Source organism: Microbacterium sp. JZ31, assembly GCF_016805985.1.
Lineage (GTDB): Bacteria > Actinomycetota > Actinomycetes > Actinomycetales > Microbacteriaceae > Microbacterium.
Genome location: NZ_CP017661.1, coordinates 1,456,789 through 1,473,310 on the forward strand (window position 1 = coordinate 1,456,789; position 16,522 = coordinate 1,473,310).

Genomic DNA, 16,522 nt, shown 5'->3' on the forward strand with positions numbered 1-16,522 from the left:
ACGCCCGGCGAGGATCTCGCCGGGCGTCTTCGCGTGTGCGCTCAGGCGCGCGCCAGCACCTTCGCGTCGGCGCGGTGGCCGAGCCGCTCGGTGGGCACGTCCCGCGTCTCGCGGGCCGTGAGCGCGCTGACCGCGGCCACGACGGCCACCACGGCGGTGAACACGCTGATGACGACCCAGCCGCCCTCGGCCACGCCGCCCAGTGCCGTCACGATCGTCGGGGCGAAGCCGGCCATCAGGAAGCCGAGCTGGGTGCCGATCGCCATGCCCGAGAACCGCACCCGCGTCGAGAACATCTCGCCGTAGAACGACGGCCACACGGCGTTGGCCGCCGCGTAGCCGAACGAGAACGTCAGGATGGCGAGGCCGAAGATCAGCAGCGTGTTCCCGCTGCTCATCGAGAGCATGTAGAACGGCATGAGCGCGGCGGACGCCAGCGCGCCGTAGACGTAGACGGGCTTGCGGCCGATGCGGTCGGCGAGGCGGCCGAACAGCGGCTGCGTGCCGAGGGCGACGATGTTCGCCACCACCACGAGCCACAGCGTCAGGCTCTCGGCGAGACCGACCTCCTTGCCGTACGCGAGCGCGAGGTTGCCGAACACGGTCGAGACCGCCGCGATCGTGGCGCACAGGACGACGCGCACCACGTCGCACCAGTGGTCGCGCAGCAGCGGCACGAGGGGGAGACGCGCGATCTGGCCCCGCGCCTTGGCGTCCTCGAATGCCGGCGTCTCATGCAGCGAGCGGCGGATGATGTACGCGACGATCACGACGATCGCGCTGAGCCAGAACGGAACGCGCCAGCCCCACGAGTACTTGATGTCGTCGGGCAGCGCCACGACCGGGATGAAGATCAGCGCGGCGAGGATCTGCCCGCCCTGCGTGCCGGTCAGCGTCCACGACGTGAAGAACGCGCGCCGGTCGTCCGGTGCATGCTCGAGCGTGAGCGAGGAGGCGCCTGCCTGCTCTCCGGCCGCCGACAGCCCCTGCATCAGGCGGCACAGGACGAGCAGAGCGGGCGCGAGCCACCCGACCTGGTCGAAGCTCGGCAGGCAGCCGATGATGAACGTGGACACGCCCATCAGCAGGAGGGTGAACAGCAGCACCTTCTGCCGTCCGATCCTGTCGCCGAAGTGCCCGAGGAAGATCGCGCCGACGGGGCGGGCGACGTAGGCGAACGCGAAGGTCGCGAACGACATCACGAGCGCCGCGTTGTCCGCGGACGGGAAGAACACGTGCGGGAAGATCAGCGCCGCGGCGGATCCGAACACGAAGAAGTCGTAGTACTCGACGGCACTGCCCATGAAGCTGGCCACGGCGGCCTTCACGGGCGTCTTCCGCGTCGTTGCGGTGTCGGTCATCGGGTTGTGCTCCATTCAGACAAGGATCTCGCGCGGGCGCACGAGATCGTGGAAGTGACGGTTCATGCGATCGGGGTCGGGTCGGGTCCCCGTGATGAGCTCGAACGCGTCGACGGCCTGGCCGACCGCCATCCGCCCGCCGTCGAGCGTGCGGCAGCCGGCGGCGCGTGCGGCCGTGAGCAGCTCGGTCTCGAGCGGGCGGTAGACGATGTCGGCGACCCACAGGTCGGGACGCAGCAGTGCGGCGTCGAACGGCATGCCGGGGTGCTCGGCCATGCCCGTCGGGGTGCAGTGCACGACGCCGTCGGCGCCCTCCAGCAGCCGCGCGAGCCGGGACGGTTCCGCCGCGACGGCGTCCGTGCCGCGGCGCTCGCGCAGGTCCCGCGCCAGGGCGTCCGCCCGCTCGGCGTCGAGGTCGACGATCGTGAGGCGCGAGGTGCCGAGCCGCGCGAGCGCGTCGGCGACGGCCACGCCCGCGCCGCCGGCGCCCAGCTGCACGACGTCGCCGCGCGGGGCGTCCGGCATCCCCGCGGAGAACGCGCGCTCGAAGCCGGTCGTGTCGGTGTTCCAGCCGCGTCGGCCTTCGCGGCCCAGCAGCACCGTGTTCACGGCGCCGAGCGCCTGTGCGACCGGGTCGATCTCGTCGAGATGGGGTATCACGGCCTGCTTGCAGGGGTGCGTGATGTTCAGCGCGTCGAAGCCGAGCCGCTCGGCCCAGGTCAGGATGTCGCCGATGCGGTCGGCGCCGAGGCCGAGCGTCGAGAGGTCGATCGGGCGGTAGACGTATGGGATGCCGAGCGCCGCGGCCTCCGCCATGTGCATCGGCGGCGTGAGCGACGGGGTGACCCCCGTGCCGACGAGGCCGACGAGATACGCGTGCGCGCTGTCCACCACTCGAGCTCCTTCGCTGGACGCTCAGCCGTGAGCGTCGTGTCTGTACTATCCGGTACGTACGGAGTGAACCACGGGGAGGGAGCGATGTCAACGAGAGGCGCGCGACCCGCTCCGAGCAATGAACCGCGTGGTACATTGACGCGGATGAAGACGTCGATCGCGACCGTATGCCTGAGTGGCACGCTGGCCCAGAAGCTGCACGCGTGCGCCGCCGCGGGATTCGCGGGCGTCGAGATCTTCGAGCCCGACCTCGTGGCCGCTCCGGAGAGCCCCGAGGAGATCCGCGCCCTCGCCGCGCGGCTCGGCCTCACGCTCGACCTGTACCAGCCCCTGCGCGACGCGGAGGGTGTGACGGAGGAGCTCTTCGCCGACGTGCTGCGTCGCGCCGAGGCGAAGTTCGCGCTGATGAGGCGCCTGGGCATGGATCTCGTGCTGTGCTGCAGCAACGTCGCGACCGCCACGATCGACGACGACGAGGTGAGCGCCGGCCAGCTGCGCCGGCTCGGCGACCTGGCGCAGCGCTACGGCGTGCGCATCGCATACGAGGCCCTCGCGTGGGGGCGCTTCGTCGACGACTACCGGCGCGCCTGGCGCATCGTCCAGCTCGCCGACCACCCCGCCGTGGGCGTGTGCCTGGACTCCTTCCACGTACTCTCGCGCGGGCACGATCCGGCGGACATCGAGGAGATCCCGGGAGAGCGCATCTTCTTCCTGCAGCTCGCGGACGCGCCGGCGCTCGAGATGGACGTGCTGTCGTGGAGCCGCCACCACCGCCTGTTCCCGGGCGAGGGCGACTTCGACCTGCACGCGTTCGTCGGCCACGTGCTGCGCGCGGGCTACACCGGTCCGATCTCGCTCGAGGTGTTCAACGACACCTTCCGCCAGACGGAGGCGCGTCAGACCGCCGTGCACGCGCGCCGTTCGCTGCGCTGGCTGGAGGACGCGCTGGCCGGCGACCCGCCCCACCGCGCCGACCTCTCCCGGCTCACGCCGGCGTCCGCGCCCCGCGGGTTCGACTTCGTCGAGATCAAGGCGGAGGACACCTCGCACGTCGAGGCCCTCCTGCAGGCCGCCGGTTTCGCGCGCCGAGGCCGCCACCGCACGAAGCCCGTGACGCTCTGGAGCTCGGGCGACGCCCGCGTGATCCTGAACGAGCAGCACGCGCGCGATCTGCAGCCGTACATCGCCGCGGTGGGCTTCGCGGTCGCCGACCCCGCCGCCCAGACGGCCCGGGCGCGCGAGCTGCGCACGCCCTTCGCGTATCGCCGCACGCATGCCACCGAGGAGGCCCTCGTCGCCGTCACGGCGCCCGACGGCTCGGAGGTGTACTGGTACGCCGCGTCCGTGGACGAGCCGGTGTGGGTGTCCGAGTTCGTCGACGGCGATCCGCGCGGCGGGGGACTGGTCACCGGGATCGACCACGTCAGTCTCACGCAGCCGTGGCAGGTGATCGACGAGACCGTGCTGTTCTATCGTGCGGTTCTGTCGCTCGAGCCCGCGGGGGGCACGGACGTCGCGAGCCCGCGCGGCCTCGTGCAGTCGCGCGTGCTGCAGACGCCGGACCGGGCGATCCGGATGCCGCTCAACGTCGCGCCGCCGATCGTGGCCGAGCGCGGGCCGGGCGCCGGGCTGTCGCAGCACGTCGCGTTCCGCTGCAGAGACGTCGTCGCGCTCGCGCGCGAGGGGCGCGCGCGGGGCCTCGACATCCTGCCCATCCCCGGCAACTACTACGACGATCTCGCGGCCCGCTTCGGACTGCCGGACGACCGGATCGATGAGCTGCGGGGGCTCGATCTGCTCTACGACCGCGATGCGACGGGGGAGTACCTGCACTTCTACGCGTCGGCGCCCGGCCGGGCGTTCTGGGAGTTCGTCGAGCGGCGGGACGGCTACGACGGGTACGGCGCGATGAACGCCCCCGTGCGGCTCGCGGCGCAGGACTCCGCCGGCCGCTGACGGGCCGCGCAGAAGCGACCCGGTAGAATCGGCTCTCGGTCGCATCCGGCCGCATCCCTCAGGACGAACGGAAACTCCCCACTCATGGCATCCACCGCAGACATCAAGAACGGCGTCGTGCTCAGCATCGACGGACAGCTCTGGAGCGTCGTGGAGTTCCAGCACGTCAAGCCCGGCAAGGGCGGCGCGTTCGTCCGCACCAAGCTCAAGAACGTCGTGACCGGCAAGGTCGTCGACAAGACGTTCAACGCGGGCGCCAAGGTCGACATCCAGAACGTCGACCGCCGCGACTACACGTACCTCTACAACGACGGCGACAACTTCGTCTTCATGGACGCCAAGGATTACGACCAGATCAACGTCCCCGCCGCCACGGTCGGCGACGCGTCGAAGTTCCTCCTCGAGAACCAGGAGGTCACGATCGCGCTGCACGACGGCACGCCGCTGTACGTCGAACTCCCCGCCTCCGTGATCCTCGAGATCACGTACACCGAGCCGGGCCTGCAGGGCGACCGCTCGTCCGCCGGCACCAAGCCCGCCACGGTCGAGACCGGCGCCGAGATCCAGGTGCCGCTGTTCCTCGAGACCGGCACGCGCGTCAAGGTGGACACCCGCACGGGCGACTACCTCGGCCGCGAGAAGTGAGCGCGTGAGCGCCCGCACCAAGGCGCGCAAGCGCGCCCTCGACATCCTCTTCTCCGCCGACGTGCGCGGCGACGAGCTCGCGGTGGCCCTGGCCGCCGAGGCCAAGCGCGCGGCCTCCGAGCCCGCGCGGCAGGCCTCGTGGCTCTACGCGCGCGAGATCGTCGACGGCGTGATCGACGCGGCCGCGGAGATCGACGAGCAGATCACGACGCACAGCCGCGACTGGAAGATCGACCGCATGCCGGCCGTCGACCGCGCCCTGCTGCGCATCGCGACGTGGGAGATCCTGCACAACCCCGACGTGCCGACCGCGGTCGCGATCGACGAGGCCGTGGAGCTCGCCAAGGAGTTCTCGACGGACGACTCGGGCGCGTTCGTCCACGGAGTCCTCGCCCGCATCGCACGCTCCAGCTGAACTAGACTGATCACCACCTGCACCTTTAACACCGTCCCGTGAGGCGGAGAAGGGAGAGGCGGATGAGCACGCGTGCCGTGCTGAACGACGCCGACATCGCCAGGGCCCTGACGCGGATCGCACACGAGATCCTCGAGTCGAACAAGGGCCCGGACGGACTGATCCTGCTGGGGATCCCGACGCGTGGCGTGACCCTCGCGCAGCGGCTCTCCGCCCTGATCGAGCGCTTCGCCGGACAGGCGGTGCCGACCGGGTCCCTGGACGTCACGATGTACCGCGACGACCTCGCCAAGCATCCGACGCGCACGCCGCGGCCCACGCAGATCCCCGCCGGGGGCATCGACGGCAAGGTCGTGGTGCTCGTCGACGACGTGCTGTTCTCGGGCCGCAGCATCCGCGCCGCGCTCGACGCCCTGAACGACATCGGGCGCCCGGCCGCGGTGCGTCTGGCCATCCTCGTCGACCGCGGGCACCGCGAGCTGCCGATCCGGCCCGACTTCGTCGGCAAGAACCTGCCGTCCTCGCGCAGCGAGCGCGTCAACGTGCGCGTCACGGAGGTCGACGGCGGATCCGACGAGGTGTCGATCGAGGGCGGCGACGCATGAGGCACCTGCTCGACACGCACACGCTCCCGCGCGAGGACGCGATCCGCATCCTCGACATCGCGGAGGACATGGCCGACACGCAGTCGCGCGAGGTCAAGAAGCTCCCCACCCTGCGCGGCAAGACCGTCGTGAATCTGTTCTTCGAGGACTCCACGCGCACGCGCATCTCGTTCGAGGCCGCGGCCAAGCGCCTGTCGGCCGACGTGATCAACTTCGCGGCGAAGGGCTCGAGCGTCTCGAAGGGCGAGAGCCTGCAGGACACCGCCCAGACGCTGCAGGCGATGGGGGCCGACGCGGTCGTGATCCGCCATGGCGCGTCCGGAGCGCCCCGCACGCTCGCGACGAGCGGCTGGATCGACGCGGGCGTCGTGAACGCCGGCGACGGCACGCACGAGCACCCCACGCAGGCGCTGCTCGACGCGTTCACGATGCGCAAGCGCCGCCACGGCGCGGACAGCCGCGGCAAGGACCTCGCGGGCTTCCGCGTCGCGATCGTCGGGGACATCCTGCACTCGCGCGTCGCGCGCTCGAACGTGTGGCTGCTCCACACGCTGGGTGCGGACGTCACGCTGGTCGCGCCGCCGACGCTGCTGCCGCAGGACATCTCGAACTGGCCCGTGACCGTGCGCTACGACCTCGACGAGGCGATCTCGGCGGACCCCGACGCGCTCATGATGCTGCGCATCCAGCTTGAGCGCATGAACGCCGCGTATTTCCCCTCTGAGCGGGAGTATTCCCGCAGGTGGGGGCTCGACCCGCGGCGACTTGACAGCCTGCCAGCCGGTAGCATTGTGATGCACCCCGGACCCATGAACCGGGGCCTGGAGATCTCGGCCGAGGCCGCCGATTCGCCGCGATCGACGGTGCTCGAGCAGGTCAAGGCGGGGGTCTCCGTGCGGATGGCTGTGCTCTACCTGCTGCTGGCGGGGGAGCGGACGGATGCGAAGCCCCAGAGTGAGGAGGAGCGATGAGCGGTGTCCTTCTCATCACCGGAGCATCGATCGAGGGCGGCGACCGCGCCGACCTGCTGATCGAGGACGGCCGGATCGCCGAGGTCGGATCCGGACTCTCGCGCGAGGGCGCCACGCGCATCGACGCGGACGGACTCGTCGCGCTGCCCGGTCTCGTGGACCTCCACACGCACCTGCGCGAGCCGGGCTACGAGGCGAGCGAGACGATCCTGACCGGCACGCGCGCGGCCGCCGCGGGCGGGTTCACGGCGGTGTTCGCGATGCCCAACACCTCGCCGGTCGCCGACACGGCGGGCGTTGTCGAGCAGGAGCTCGCGCTGGGTGAGGCCGCCGGGTACGCGACCGTGCAGCCGATCGGCGCGGTCACGGTCGGGCAGCGGGGCGAGCGCCTCGCCGAGCTCGGCGCGATGGCCGACTCGCGCGCTCGCGTCCGGGTGTTCAGCGACGACGGCTTCTGTGTGTGGGACCCGCTGATCATGCGCCGCGCGCTCGAGTACGTGAAGGCCTTCGACGGCGTCGTGGCGCAGCATGCGCAGGATCCCCGCCTGACCGAGGGCGCGCAGATGAACGAGGGCGTCGTGTCCGCCGAGCTCGGCCTCGCGGGATGGCCCGCCGTCGCCGAGGAGTCGATCATCGCGCGCGACGTGCTGCTGGCGGAGCACGTGGGCTCGCGCCTGCACGTCTGCCACCTCTCCACGGCCGGGTCCGTCGACATCATCCGCTGGGCGAAGAAGCGCGGCATCGACGTCACCGCCGAGGTGACTCCGCACCACCTGCTGCTGACCGACGAGCTGGTGCGCGACTACGACGCGCGCTTCAAGGTCAACCCGCCGCTGCGGACGGCCGAGGACGTGCAGGCCGTGCGGGAGGGCCTCGCGGACGGCACGATCGACATCGTCGCCACCGATCACGCACCGCATCCCGCCGAGGCGAAGGCGTGCGAGTGGCAGGCCGCCGCGAACGGCATGGTCGGGCTCGAGAGCGCGCTGCGCGTCGTGCACCAGGCCATGGTCTCCACGGGTCTGCTCGACTGGGCGGGCGTGGCCCGCGTGCTGTCGAAGACGCCCGCCCGCATCGGGCGTCTCGCGGGCCACGGCACGCCGCTCGAGGCGGGCCGGCCCGCCGAGCTCACGCTCTACGACCCGGCCACGGGCGGCGCGTTCGGCACGTCCGACCTGCGCGGCCGCAGCGTCAACTCGCCCTACGTGGGGCGGGAGCTGCCCGGCCGCGTGATGTGGACGATCCACCGCGGCTACGCGACGCTCGCCGACGGCGACGTCGTCGACCTCGAGGCGGTGCGCGCGTGAGCCACGAGGCCGCCTCGATGATCTTCGTCGCGATCGCCGTGATCGCCCTCGCCCTCATGGTGTGGGGATGGCGACGACGAGCGAGGCGCGACGCCGGCGTGATCGCTCCCGTCGCCGAGCGCCGGGGCGCGGTGCGCGCCACGTTCACGGGCCTCTACGTCGCCACCACGCGGCATGAGAAGCCGCTGGATCGCCTGAACGTGAAGCACCTCGCCTTCCGCTCGCGCGTGACGGTGACCGTGACCGACGCCGGCGTCGCGCTCGACATGCCCGGCGAGCCCACGGTCTTCCTCGACGCGCCGCGCCTGCGGGACGCCGGTCGCGCGACGTGGACCATCGACCGCGTCGTCGAGTACGACGGCCTCGTGCTCGTGGCCTGGACGGCCGACGACGGCACGATCTGCGACAGCTATGTGCGGCTGCAGGACGCGGATCCGGACGCCCTGGTGTCCGAGATCGAGCGCCTCCGCACAGAATCCGACTCCGACTCCACCCAGATGGGAGCACAGCGATGACATCGCTCCTCGACCGCCAGCCGGCCGTGCTCGTCCTCGAGGACGGCACGCGCTACCCCGGGCACGCCTACGGCGCGCGCGGCACGACCCTCGGCGAGGTCGTCTTCACGACCGGCATGACCGGCTACCAGGAGACCCTGACCGACCCGTCCTACGCCGGACAGATCGTGCTGCAGACCGCGCCGCACATCGGCAACACCGGCGTCAACACGGAGGACCCCGAGTCGCGTCGCGTCTGGGTCGCCGGCTACATCGTGCGCGACCCCTCGCGCGTCGTCTCGAGCTGGCGCGCCGAGGAGTCGCTCGACGACGCGCTCGAGCGCGACGGCATCGTGGGCATCAGCGGGATCGACACGCGCGCGATCACGCGTCACATCCGCTCGGCCGGCAGCATGCGCGGCGGCATCTTCTCGGGCGACGCCGCGCATATCGCCGAGGACGAGCAGCTGCGTCTCGTGACCGAGGCCCCGCAGATGGCCGGGCAGAACCTGTCGGGTCAGGTCTCCGTCGAGGTCGCCGCCGTCACGCCCGCCGTGGGGGAGAAGATCGGCAACCTCGCGGTCATCGACCTCGGCATCAAGCAGGCGACCGTCAACAACCTCGCGCGCCGCGGCTTCGAGGTGCACGTGCTGCCGCAGAACGTCACGAGGGAGCAGCTGCTCGCGATCGACCCGGTCGCGGCGTTCTACTCCAACGGTCCGGGCGACCCCGCCGCGTCGGAGGAGCACGTGCAGCTGCTGCGCGGCATCCTGGACGAGCAGCTGCCCTTCTTCGGCATCTGCTTCGGCAACCAGCTGCTGGGCCGCGCGCTCGGCCTGGGCACGTACAAGCTGCCGTTCGGCCACCGCGGCATCAACCAGCCCGTGAAGGACAAGCTCACGGGCCGCGTCGAGATCACGGCGCACAACCACGGCTTCGCGGTCGACGCGCCGCTCGTGGGCGAGTTCGACAGCCCCGCCGGCTACGGCCGCGTGGAGGTGAGCCACGTGGGCCTGAACGACGACGTCGTGGAGGGCCTGCGTGCGCTCGACATCCCCGCCTTCTCGGTGCAGTACCACCCGGAGGCCGCCGGCGGCCCGAACGACGCCAACTACCTGTTCGACCGCTTCCGCGACATGGTCGTGGAGCACCTTGCCAGCAAGAACGCCAAGAAGGACGCGAATGCCTAAGCGCGACGACATCCAGTCCGTTCTCGTCATCGGATCGGGCCCGATCGTCATCGGTCAGGCCGTCGAGTTCGACTACTCCGGCACCCAGGCGTGCCGCGTGCTCCGCGAGGAGGGCGTGCGCGTCATCCTCGTGAACTCCAACCCGGCCACGATCATGACGGATCCGGAGTTCGCCGACGCGACGTACATCGAGCCGATCACGCCCGAGGTGATCGAGACGATCATCGCCAAGGAGAAGCCCGACGCGATCCTGCCGACCCTCGGCGGCCAGACCGCGCTGAACGCGGCCATGGCGCTGCACGAGCGCGGCATCCTCGAGAAGTACGACGTCGAGCTGATCGGCGCGAAGGTCGACGCGATCCGCAAGGGCGAGGACCGTCAGATCTTCAAGGAGCTCGTGATCGAGGCGGGCGCCGAGGTCGCGCGCAGCGTGATCGCCCACACGATGGAGGAAGTGCTCGCGGGAGCGGCCGAGCTCGGCTACCCGCTCGTCGTGCGTCCGTCCTTCACGATGGGCGGCCTGGGCTCGGGCTTCGCGTTCGACGAGCAGGATCTGCGCCGCATCGCCGGCGCGGGCCTGCGCGAGTCGACGACGACCGAGGTCCTGCTCGAGGAGTCGATCCTCGGGTGGAAGGAGTACGAGCTCGAGCTGATGCGCGACACGGCCGACAACACGGTCGTGGTGTGCTCGATCGAGAACGTCGACCCGGTGGGCGTGCACACGGGCGACTCGATCACCGTCGCACCGGCCCTGACCCTCACCGACCGCGAGTACCAGAAGCTCCGCGACATCGGCATCGACATCATCCGCGCCGTGGGTGTCGACACCGGCGGCTGCAACATCCAGTTCGCGGTCAACCCCGCGGACGGCCGGATCATCGTGATCGAGATGAACCCCCGCGTGTCGCGCTCGTCGGCGCTCGCGTCCAAGGCCACGGGCTTCCCGATCGCCAAGCTCGCCGCGAAGCTCGCGCTGGGCTACCGGCTCGACGAGGTCCCGAACGACATCACGAAGGTCACGCCGGCGTCGTTCGAGCCCACGCTCGACTACGTGGTCGTCAAGGTCCCGCGCTTCGCCTTCGAGAAGTTCCCGGCCGCGGACCCGACCCTCACCACGACCATGAAGTCGGTGGGCGAGGCCATGGCGATCGGCCGCAACTACACGACCGCGCTGCAGAAGGCGCTGCGCTCGATCGAGAAGCGCGGCTCCAGCTTCCACTGGGGCGACGAGCCGCGTTCGACCGAGGAGCTCCTGCTCGAGGCCCGCACCCCCACGGACGGCCGCCTCGTGCTCGTGCAGCAGGCGCTGCGCAAGGGCGCGACGGTCGCCGAGGCGTTCGACGCGACCGCGATCGATCCGTGGTTCCTCGACCAGATCGTCCTGATCAACGAGGTCGCCGAGGCGGTCGCAACCGCCCCCGAGCTCGACGAGTCCGTCCTGCGGCTCGCGAAGGAGCACGGCTTCTCGGACGCGCAGATCGCGCAGCTGCGCGGCATCGCCGAGACCGAGGCGCGGGGCGTCCGCCACGGTCTCGGCCTGCGTCCCGTGTACAAGACGGTCGACACGTGCGCGGGCGAGTTCCCCGCGCTCACGCCGTACCACTACTCGAGCTACGACTTCGAGACCGAGGTGACGCCGTCCGACCGCCGGAAGGTCATCATCATCGGCTCCGGCCCGAACCGCATCGGCCAGGGCGTCGAGTTCGACTACTCGTGCGTGCACGCGTCGTTCGCGCTGTCGGCCGCGGGCTACGAGACCGTCATGGTCAACTGCAACCCCGAGACCGTCTCGACCGACTACGACACCTCGGACCGCCTCTACTTCGAGCCGCTGACGCTCGAGGACGTGCTCGAGGTGCTGCACGCCGAGTCGCTCTCGGGCGAGATCCACGGCGTCGTGTGCCAGCTCGGCGGTCAGACGCCGCTCGGGCTCGCGAAGGGCATCGAGGAGGCCGGCTACCGGATCCTCGGCACCAGCCCCGCCGCGATCGACCTCGCCGAGGACCGCAAGCTCTTCGGCGAGATCCTCGAGCGCGGCGGCCTCGTCGCGCCCCGCAACGGCACCGCGACGGACGAGGCCGAGGCCGTCCGGATCGCCGAGGAGATCGGCTACCCCGTGCTCGTGCGCCCGAGCTTCGTGCTCGGCGGACGCGGCATGGAGATCGTGTACGACACCCCGAGTCTGCGCGACTACTTCGCGCGCATCGCGGAGCACGCGATCATCGGCGAGGACGCGCCGCTGCTCGTCGACCGGTTCCTGGACGACGCGGTGGAGATCGATGTCGACGCGCTGTACGACGGCCACGAGCTGTACATCGGCGGCATCATGGAGCACCTCGAGGAGGCCGGCATCCACTCCGGCGACTCGAGCTGCGCCCTGCCGCCCATGTCCCTCGGCCGCACCGAGATCGACCGCGTGCGCGAGGCGACCCTGGCGATCGCCCAGGGCGTGGGCGTGCGCGGCCTGCTGAACGTGCAGTTCGCGATCAGCGCGGGCGTGCTCTACGTGATCGAGGCGAATCCGCGCGCGAGCCGCACGGTGCCGTTCGTGTCGAAGGCGCTCGGGATCCCGCTCGCGAAGGCCGCCTCGCGCATCATGGCGGGCGAGACGATCGACGCGCTCCGCGCCGAGGGGCTGCTGCCGGAGAACGACGGCTCGCGGGTGCCGATCGACTCGCCGGTCTCGGTCAAGGAGGCGGTGCTGCCGTTCAAGCGCTTCCGCACGCGCGAGGGACACATCGTCGACTCGGTGCTCGGCCCGGAGATGCGTTCGACGGGTGAGGTGATGGGAATCGACCGCGACTTCCCGACCGCCTTCGCGAAGAGCCAGTCGGCGGCATACGGCGGCATCCCGCGCGGCGGCACGGTGTTCATCTCGGTCGCCGACGCCGACAAGCGCGACGTGCTCCTCCCCGCGCACCGCCTGCAGCAGCTCGGCTTCTCGATCCTCGCGACCGAGGGCACGGCCGAGATTCTGCTGCGCAACGGCATCCGGGCCGAGGTCGTGGGCAAGTACAGCGCGACGCAGGCATCCGGCGAGGAGAACATCGTCGACCTCATCAACGAGGGCCGCGTCGACATGATCGTGAACACCCCGAGCGGCATGTCGGCGCGTGCCGACGGCTACGAGATCCGTGCGGCGGCGGTGGGCGGTGACAAGGCGCTGTTCACCACGATCGCCACGCTCGGCGCGGCCGTGAGCGCGATGGACACGATGGCCGAGGGCTTCTCCGTGAAGAGCCTGCAGGAGTACGCGACTGAGCGCGAGCAGCGCAGCGCGGTGGCCGTGGAGGCTCGATGACCTCATCCGGCACCGCGACGCGGGACTCGTTCGGTGAGCGTGCGCGCGCCGCCATCGCGCGGCGCGGGCACCTGTGCGTCGGCATCGACCCGCATGAGCCGCTCCTGGCGGCCTGGGGTCTGACGGCGGACGCGGCCGGCGTGCGCGAGTTCGGTCTGCGCGTCGTGGACGCCGCGGCCGGGCGCGCGGGCTTCGTCAAGCCGCAGGTGTCGTTCTTCGAGCGCCACGGATCCGCCGGGCTCGCGGCTCTCGAGGAGGTGCTCGCGGCCGCGCGTGCGGCCGACGTGCTGGCGATCGCCGATGCCAAGCGGGGCGACATCGGCTCGACGATGGACGCGTACGCGGCGGCCTGGCTCACGGCGGGCGCCCCGCTCGAGGCCGACGCGCTGACGGTGAGCCCGTACCTCGGCGTCGGCGCGCTGTCGGGGACGTTCGCCCACGCGCTCGCGCACGGCAAGGGCGCGTTCGTGCTGGCGGCGACGAGCAACCCCGAGGCGACGATGCTGCAGCGCGCGACGACCGCCGCGGGCGGCACCGTCTCGGCCGCCGTGATCGCGGAGGTCTCGGACCGCAACGCGACCGCGGTGGGCGACGGGGAATGGGGCAGCCTCGGCTTCGTGATCGGCGCGACGGTCGACTGGGCGGAGGCGGGGCTCCGGCCGTTCGCGCCCCCGGCTCCCGTCCTCGCGCCGGGCTTCGGCCACCAGGGCGCCCGCCCGGACCAGCTGCGTGCCGTGTACGGTGCGATGGCGTCCACGGTCGTCGCGAGCGAGAGCCGCAGCATCCTGTCCGCCGGGCCCGACGGCATCGCGGACGCGGTCGCCGCCGCGGCCGCTGCCTATCCGACCGTCACCGAGGAGGGTGCGCATGTCTGACACCGCGGAGAACCACGCGCGCGGCAGCGCGACGCGGCCCCCGGAGGTCGACCGCGCCGCCGCATCGCGACGTGCCGTCGCCGCACGCCGCGCCCGGGCCTCGCTCAAGCGCGACCTCAGCACGCGCGTCGTGACGCCGCAGGAGGTGCTGCGCCGTGCGGTCGCGGATCCGTCGTCGCCCGCCGGCACGCTGCGCGTGCCCGACTTCCTGACGGCGCTGCCCGCGATCGGTGAGGGCAAGCGCGACCGGATCCTGTCGGAGCTCGGCATCTCACCCGTCAAGCGTCTCGGCGGGCTCGGCACGCGCCAGCGCACAGCGCTGCAGGCGTGGCTCGATCGCCGGATGCCGGAGCCCCGTCCGCGGCCCGGCCGCAGCCGCCTGCTCGTGCTCGCCGGCCCCACGGCCGTCGGCAAGGGCACCGTCTCGGCGCGCATCCGCGAGGACCACCCCGAGATCCTCGTGTCGGTCTCGGCGACGACGCGTCCGCCGCGACCGGGTGAGATCGACGGCGTGCACTACTACTTCGTGGACGACGCGGAGTTCGACCGGATGATCGCCGAGGACGAGCTGCTCGAGCACGCGGTCGTGCACAACAAGCACCGCTACGGAACGCCTCGCGGCCCGATCGAGGCGGCGCTGCTCGACGGCCGCACGGTGCTGCTCGAGATCGACCTGCAGGGCGCCCGCCAGGTGCGTGCGGCGGATCCCCGCGCCTCGCTCGTGTTCCTGCTGCCGCCGAGCTGGGACGAACTCGTGCACCGGCTCGTCGGCCGCGGCACCGAGGACGACGAGGAGCGGGCGCGTCGCCTGCGCACCGCGCGCGTCGAGCTCGCGGCGCAGAACGAGTTCGACTTCCACATCGTGAACGAGGACGTCGCCACCGCGGCGCGGCAGGTCGTAGAATTGTCAGATGCTTCCGCGCGCTCGTAGCGCGCGCCCGACAGGAGGATCCACGTGACCACGGAGAACAAGGGCATCATCGACCCGCCCATCGACGAGCTGCTCGACAAGGTCGACTCGAAGTACCAGCTGGTCATCTACGGCGCCAAGCGCGCGCGTCAGATCAACGACTACTACACGGATCTCCACGAGGGGAACCTGTTCGACAACGTCGGCCCGCTCGTCGACTCCTCGGTCGAGGACAAGCCGCTCACGATCGCGCTGCACGAGATCCACCAGGACAAGCTGCGCCTGCGTCACGCAGAGTAAGCGCCTCGCACGATGTCGGTGGTCGCCCCCATCATGGGTGGCGACCACCTTCTCGTCTGAGCCCGATCGTCGACCAGGAGCAGCATGAGCCTTCGCCTTTTCACGTCAGAGTCGGTCACCGAGGGACACCCCGACAAGATCTGCGACCAGATCTCGGACAGCATCCTCGACGGCCTCCTCGCGAGCGATCCCGAGAGCCGCGTCGCGGTCGAGACGCTCGTCACGACCGGTCTCGTGCACGTGGCGGGTGAGATCCGCACCGAGGCGTACGTCGAGATCCCCGCGATCGTGCGCGGCGTGATCAACCGCATCGGCTATACGTCGAGCGACATGGGCTTCGACGGCGACTCGTGCGGCGTCAGCGTGTCGGTGGGCGAGCAGTCCGGCGACATCGCGGCCGGCGTCGACACGGCGCTCGAGACGCGCGAGGGATCGTCCGATCACTACGACGAGCTGGGCGCGGGTGACCAGGGCATCATGTTCGGCTTCGCGGCCAACGAGACCCCGCAGCTCATGCCCATGGCGGCGTGGACGGCCCACCGGCTCGCCGAGCGGCTCACCGAGGTGCGTCGCAACGGCGAGATGCCGTTCCTGCGCCCCGACGGCAAGACGCAGGTCACGCTGGGCTACGACGGCTTCACGCCGAAGACGGTCGACGCGGTCGTCGTCTCCACGCAGCACCACCCGAAGATGACGCAGGACGAGATCCGCGCCGAGGTCGAGGCGCGCGTGATCCGTCCCGTGCTCGAGCAGACCGGGCTCGACGCCGGCGACGTCAAGCTCTACATCAACCCCGCGGGCCCCTTCGTGACGGGCGGCCCCAAGGGCGACGCGGGCCTCACGGGCCGCAAGATCATCATCGACACGTACGGCGGCGCCGCCCGCCACGGTGGCGGCGCCTTCAGCGGCAAGGACCCGTCCAAGGTCGACCGCTCGGCCGCCTACGCCATGCGCTGGGTCGCCAAGAACGCCGTCGCGGCAGGCCTCGCCGACCGCCTCGAGGTGCAGGTCGCGTACGCGATCGGCAAGGCGAACCCCGTCGGCCTGTACGTGGAGTCGTTCGGCACGGGCAAGGTCTCCGACGACGTGATCGTCGACGCCATCCGCTCGGTGTTCGACCTGCGCCCCGCGGCGATCATCGAGCAGCTCGACCTCAAGCGGCCCATCTACGCGCAGACCGCCGCGTACGGTCACTTCGGCCGCGAGCTGCCCGATTTCACGTGGGAGCAGACCACGCGCGTCGACGACCTGCGGCGCGCCGCGGGTCTCTGATCCGCCCGGATCCGGGGGAAGCCGCG

The 16,522-nt window shown here is 71.2% G+C and carries 15 protein-coding genes; 13 read left to right on the plus strand and 2 right to left on the minus strand.

The features are described 5' to 3' along the window. Nucleotides 1–41 precede the first annotated feature (41 nt). On the minus strand, nucleotides 42–1,361 hold the full coding sequence (locus tag BJP60_RS06915) for an MFS transporter (RefSeq protein ID WP_203138539.1): 1,320 nt from the start codon (nucleotides 1,359–1,361) through the stop codon (nucleotides 42–44). A gap of 15 nt (nucleotides 1,362–1,376) precedes the next feature. Then, entirely contained in the window at nucleotides 1,377–2,255 is an 879-nt protein-coding gene (locus tag BJP60_RS06920; RefSeq protein WP_203138540.1) for a shikimate dehydrogenase, read from the minus strand. A gap of 144 nt (nucleotides 2,256–2,399) precedes the next feature. Here BJP60_RS06920 and BJP60_RS06925 point away from each other — a divergent pair, with 144 nt between their 5' ends. The 13 genes from BJP60_RS06925 (at nucleotide 2,400) to metK (ending at nucleotide 16,496) form a co-directional block, all read left to right on the plus strand. After that, nucleotides 2,400–4,211, plus strand: coding sequence for a bifunctional sugar phosphate isomerase/epimerase/4-hydroxyphenylpyruvate dioxygenase family protein (locus BJP60_RS06925; protein ID WP_203138545.1), 1,812 nt, complete (start codon nucleotides 2,400–2,402; stop codon nucleotides 4,209–4,211). 84 nt (nucleotides 4,212–4,295) lie between these two features. Further along, on the plus strand, nucleotides 4,296–4,856 hold the full coding sequence (gene efp / locus BJP60_RS06930) for an elongation factor P (RefSeq protein ID WP_203138550.1): 561 nt from the start codon (nucleotides 4,296–4,298) through the stop codon (nucleotides 4,854–4,856). A 4-nt stretch (nucleotides 4,857–4,860) separates the two neighbouring features. Then, on the plus strand, nucleotides 4,861–5,271 hold the full coding sequence (gene nusB, locus BJP60_RS06935; protein WP_203138552.1) for a transcription antitermination factor NusB: 411 nt from the start codon (nucleotides 4,861–4,863) through the stop codon (nucleotides 5,269–5,271). A 62-nt stretch (nucleotides 5,272–5,333) separates the two neighbouring features. After that, the gene (pyrR, locus tag BJP60_RS06940; protein WP_203138554.1) at nucleotides 5,334–5,876 is read left to right on the plus strand and encodes a bifunctional pyr operon transcriptional regulator/uracil phosphoribosyltransferase PyrR; all 543 of its coding nucleotides are present in this window, start codon (nucleotides 5,334–5,336) and stop codon (nucleotides 5,874–5,876) included. Further along, nucleotides 5,873–6,847 carry an aspartate carbamoyltransferase catalytic subunit gene (locus tag BJP60_RS06945; protein ID WP_203138557.1) on the plus strand — a complete coding sequence of 325 codons (975 nt, stop codon included), beginning with the start codon at nucleotides 5,873–5,875 and terminating at the stop codon, nucleotides 6,845–6,847. Before pyrR ends, BJP60_RS06945 begins: the two co-directional genes overlap by 4 nt. Beyond that, nucleotides 6,844–8,154 (plus strand): dihydroorotase, encoded by a 1,311-nt coding sequence (locus tag BJP60_RS06950; RefSeq protein ID WP_203138558.1) that lies wholly within the window; start codon nucleotides 6,844–6,846, stop codon nucleotides 8,152–8,154. The genes BJP60_RS06945 and BJP60_RS06950 overlap by 4 nt, the downstream gene beginning before the upstream one ends. Continuing rightward, nucleotides 8,151–8,669: a PH-like domain-containing protein gene (locus tag BJP60_RS06955; RefSeq protein ID WP_238439608.1), complete on the plus strand. Its 519-nt coding sequence runs from the start codon at nucleotides 8,151–8,153 to the stop codon at nucleotides 8,667–8,669. The genes BJP60_RS06950 and BJP60_RS06955 overlap by 4 nt, the downstream gene beginning before the upstream one ends. Continuing rightward, complete coding sequence (gene carA, locus BJP60_RS06960; protein ID WP_203138564.1) at nucleotides 8,666–9,838, plus strand: glutamine-hydrolyzing carbamoyl-phosphate synthase small subunit; 1,173 nt, start codon at nucleotides 8,666–8,668, stop codon at nucleotides 9,836–9,838. The genes BJP60_RS06955 and carA overlap by 4 nt, the downstream gene beginning before the upstream one ends. Continuing rightward, on the plus strand, nucleotides 9,831–13,139 hold the full coding sequence (carB, locus tag BJP60_RS06965) for a carbamoyl-phosphate synthase large subunit (RefSeq protein WP_203138565.1): 3,309 nt from the start codon (nucleotides 9,831–9,833) through the stop codon (nucleotides 13,137–13,139). Before carA ends, carB begins: the two co-directional genes overlap by 8 nt. Further along, complete coding sequence (pyrF, locus tag BJP60_RS06970) at nucleotides 13,136–14,014, plus strand: orotidine-5'-phosphate decarboxylase (RefSeq protein WP_203138566.1); 879 nt, start codon at nucleotides 13,136–13,138, stop codon at nucleotides 14,012–14,014. Before carB ends, pyrF begins: the two co-directional genes overlap by 4 nt. Continuing rightward, nucleotides 14,007–14,945 (plus strand): guanylate kinase, encoded by a 939-nt coding sequence (gene gmk / locus BJP60_RS06975; RefSeq protein ID WP_203138567.1) that lies wholly within the window; start codon nucleotides 14,007–14,009, stop codon nucleotides 14,943–14,945. Before pyrF ends, gmk begins: the two co-directional genes overlap by 8 nt. A 24-nt stretch (nucleotides 14,946–14,969) precedes the next feature. After that, nucleotides 14,970–15,224, plus strand: coding sequence for a DNA-directed RNA polymerase subunit omega (gene rpoZ / locus BJP60_RS06980; protein WP_055988299.1), 255 nt, complete (start codon nucleotides 14,970–14,972; stop codon nucleotides 15,222–15,224). An 84-nt stretch (nucleotides 15,225–15,308) separates the two neighbouring features. Next, nucleotides 15,309–16,496 (plus strand): methionine adenosyltransferase, encoded by a 1,188-nt coding sequence (gene metK / locus BJP60_RS06985; protein ID WP_203138569.1) that lies wholly within the window; start codon nucleotides 15,309–15,311, stop codon nucleotides 16,494–16,496. Nucleotides 16,497–16,522: the final 26 nt, after the last annotated feature.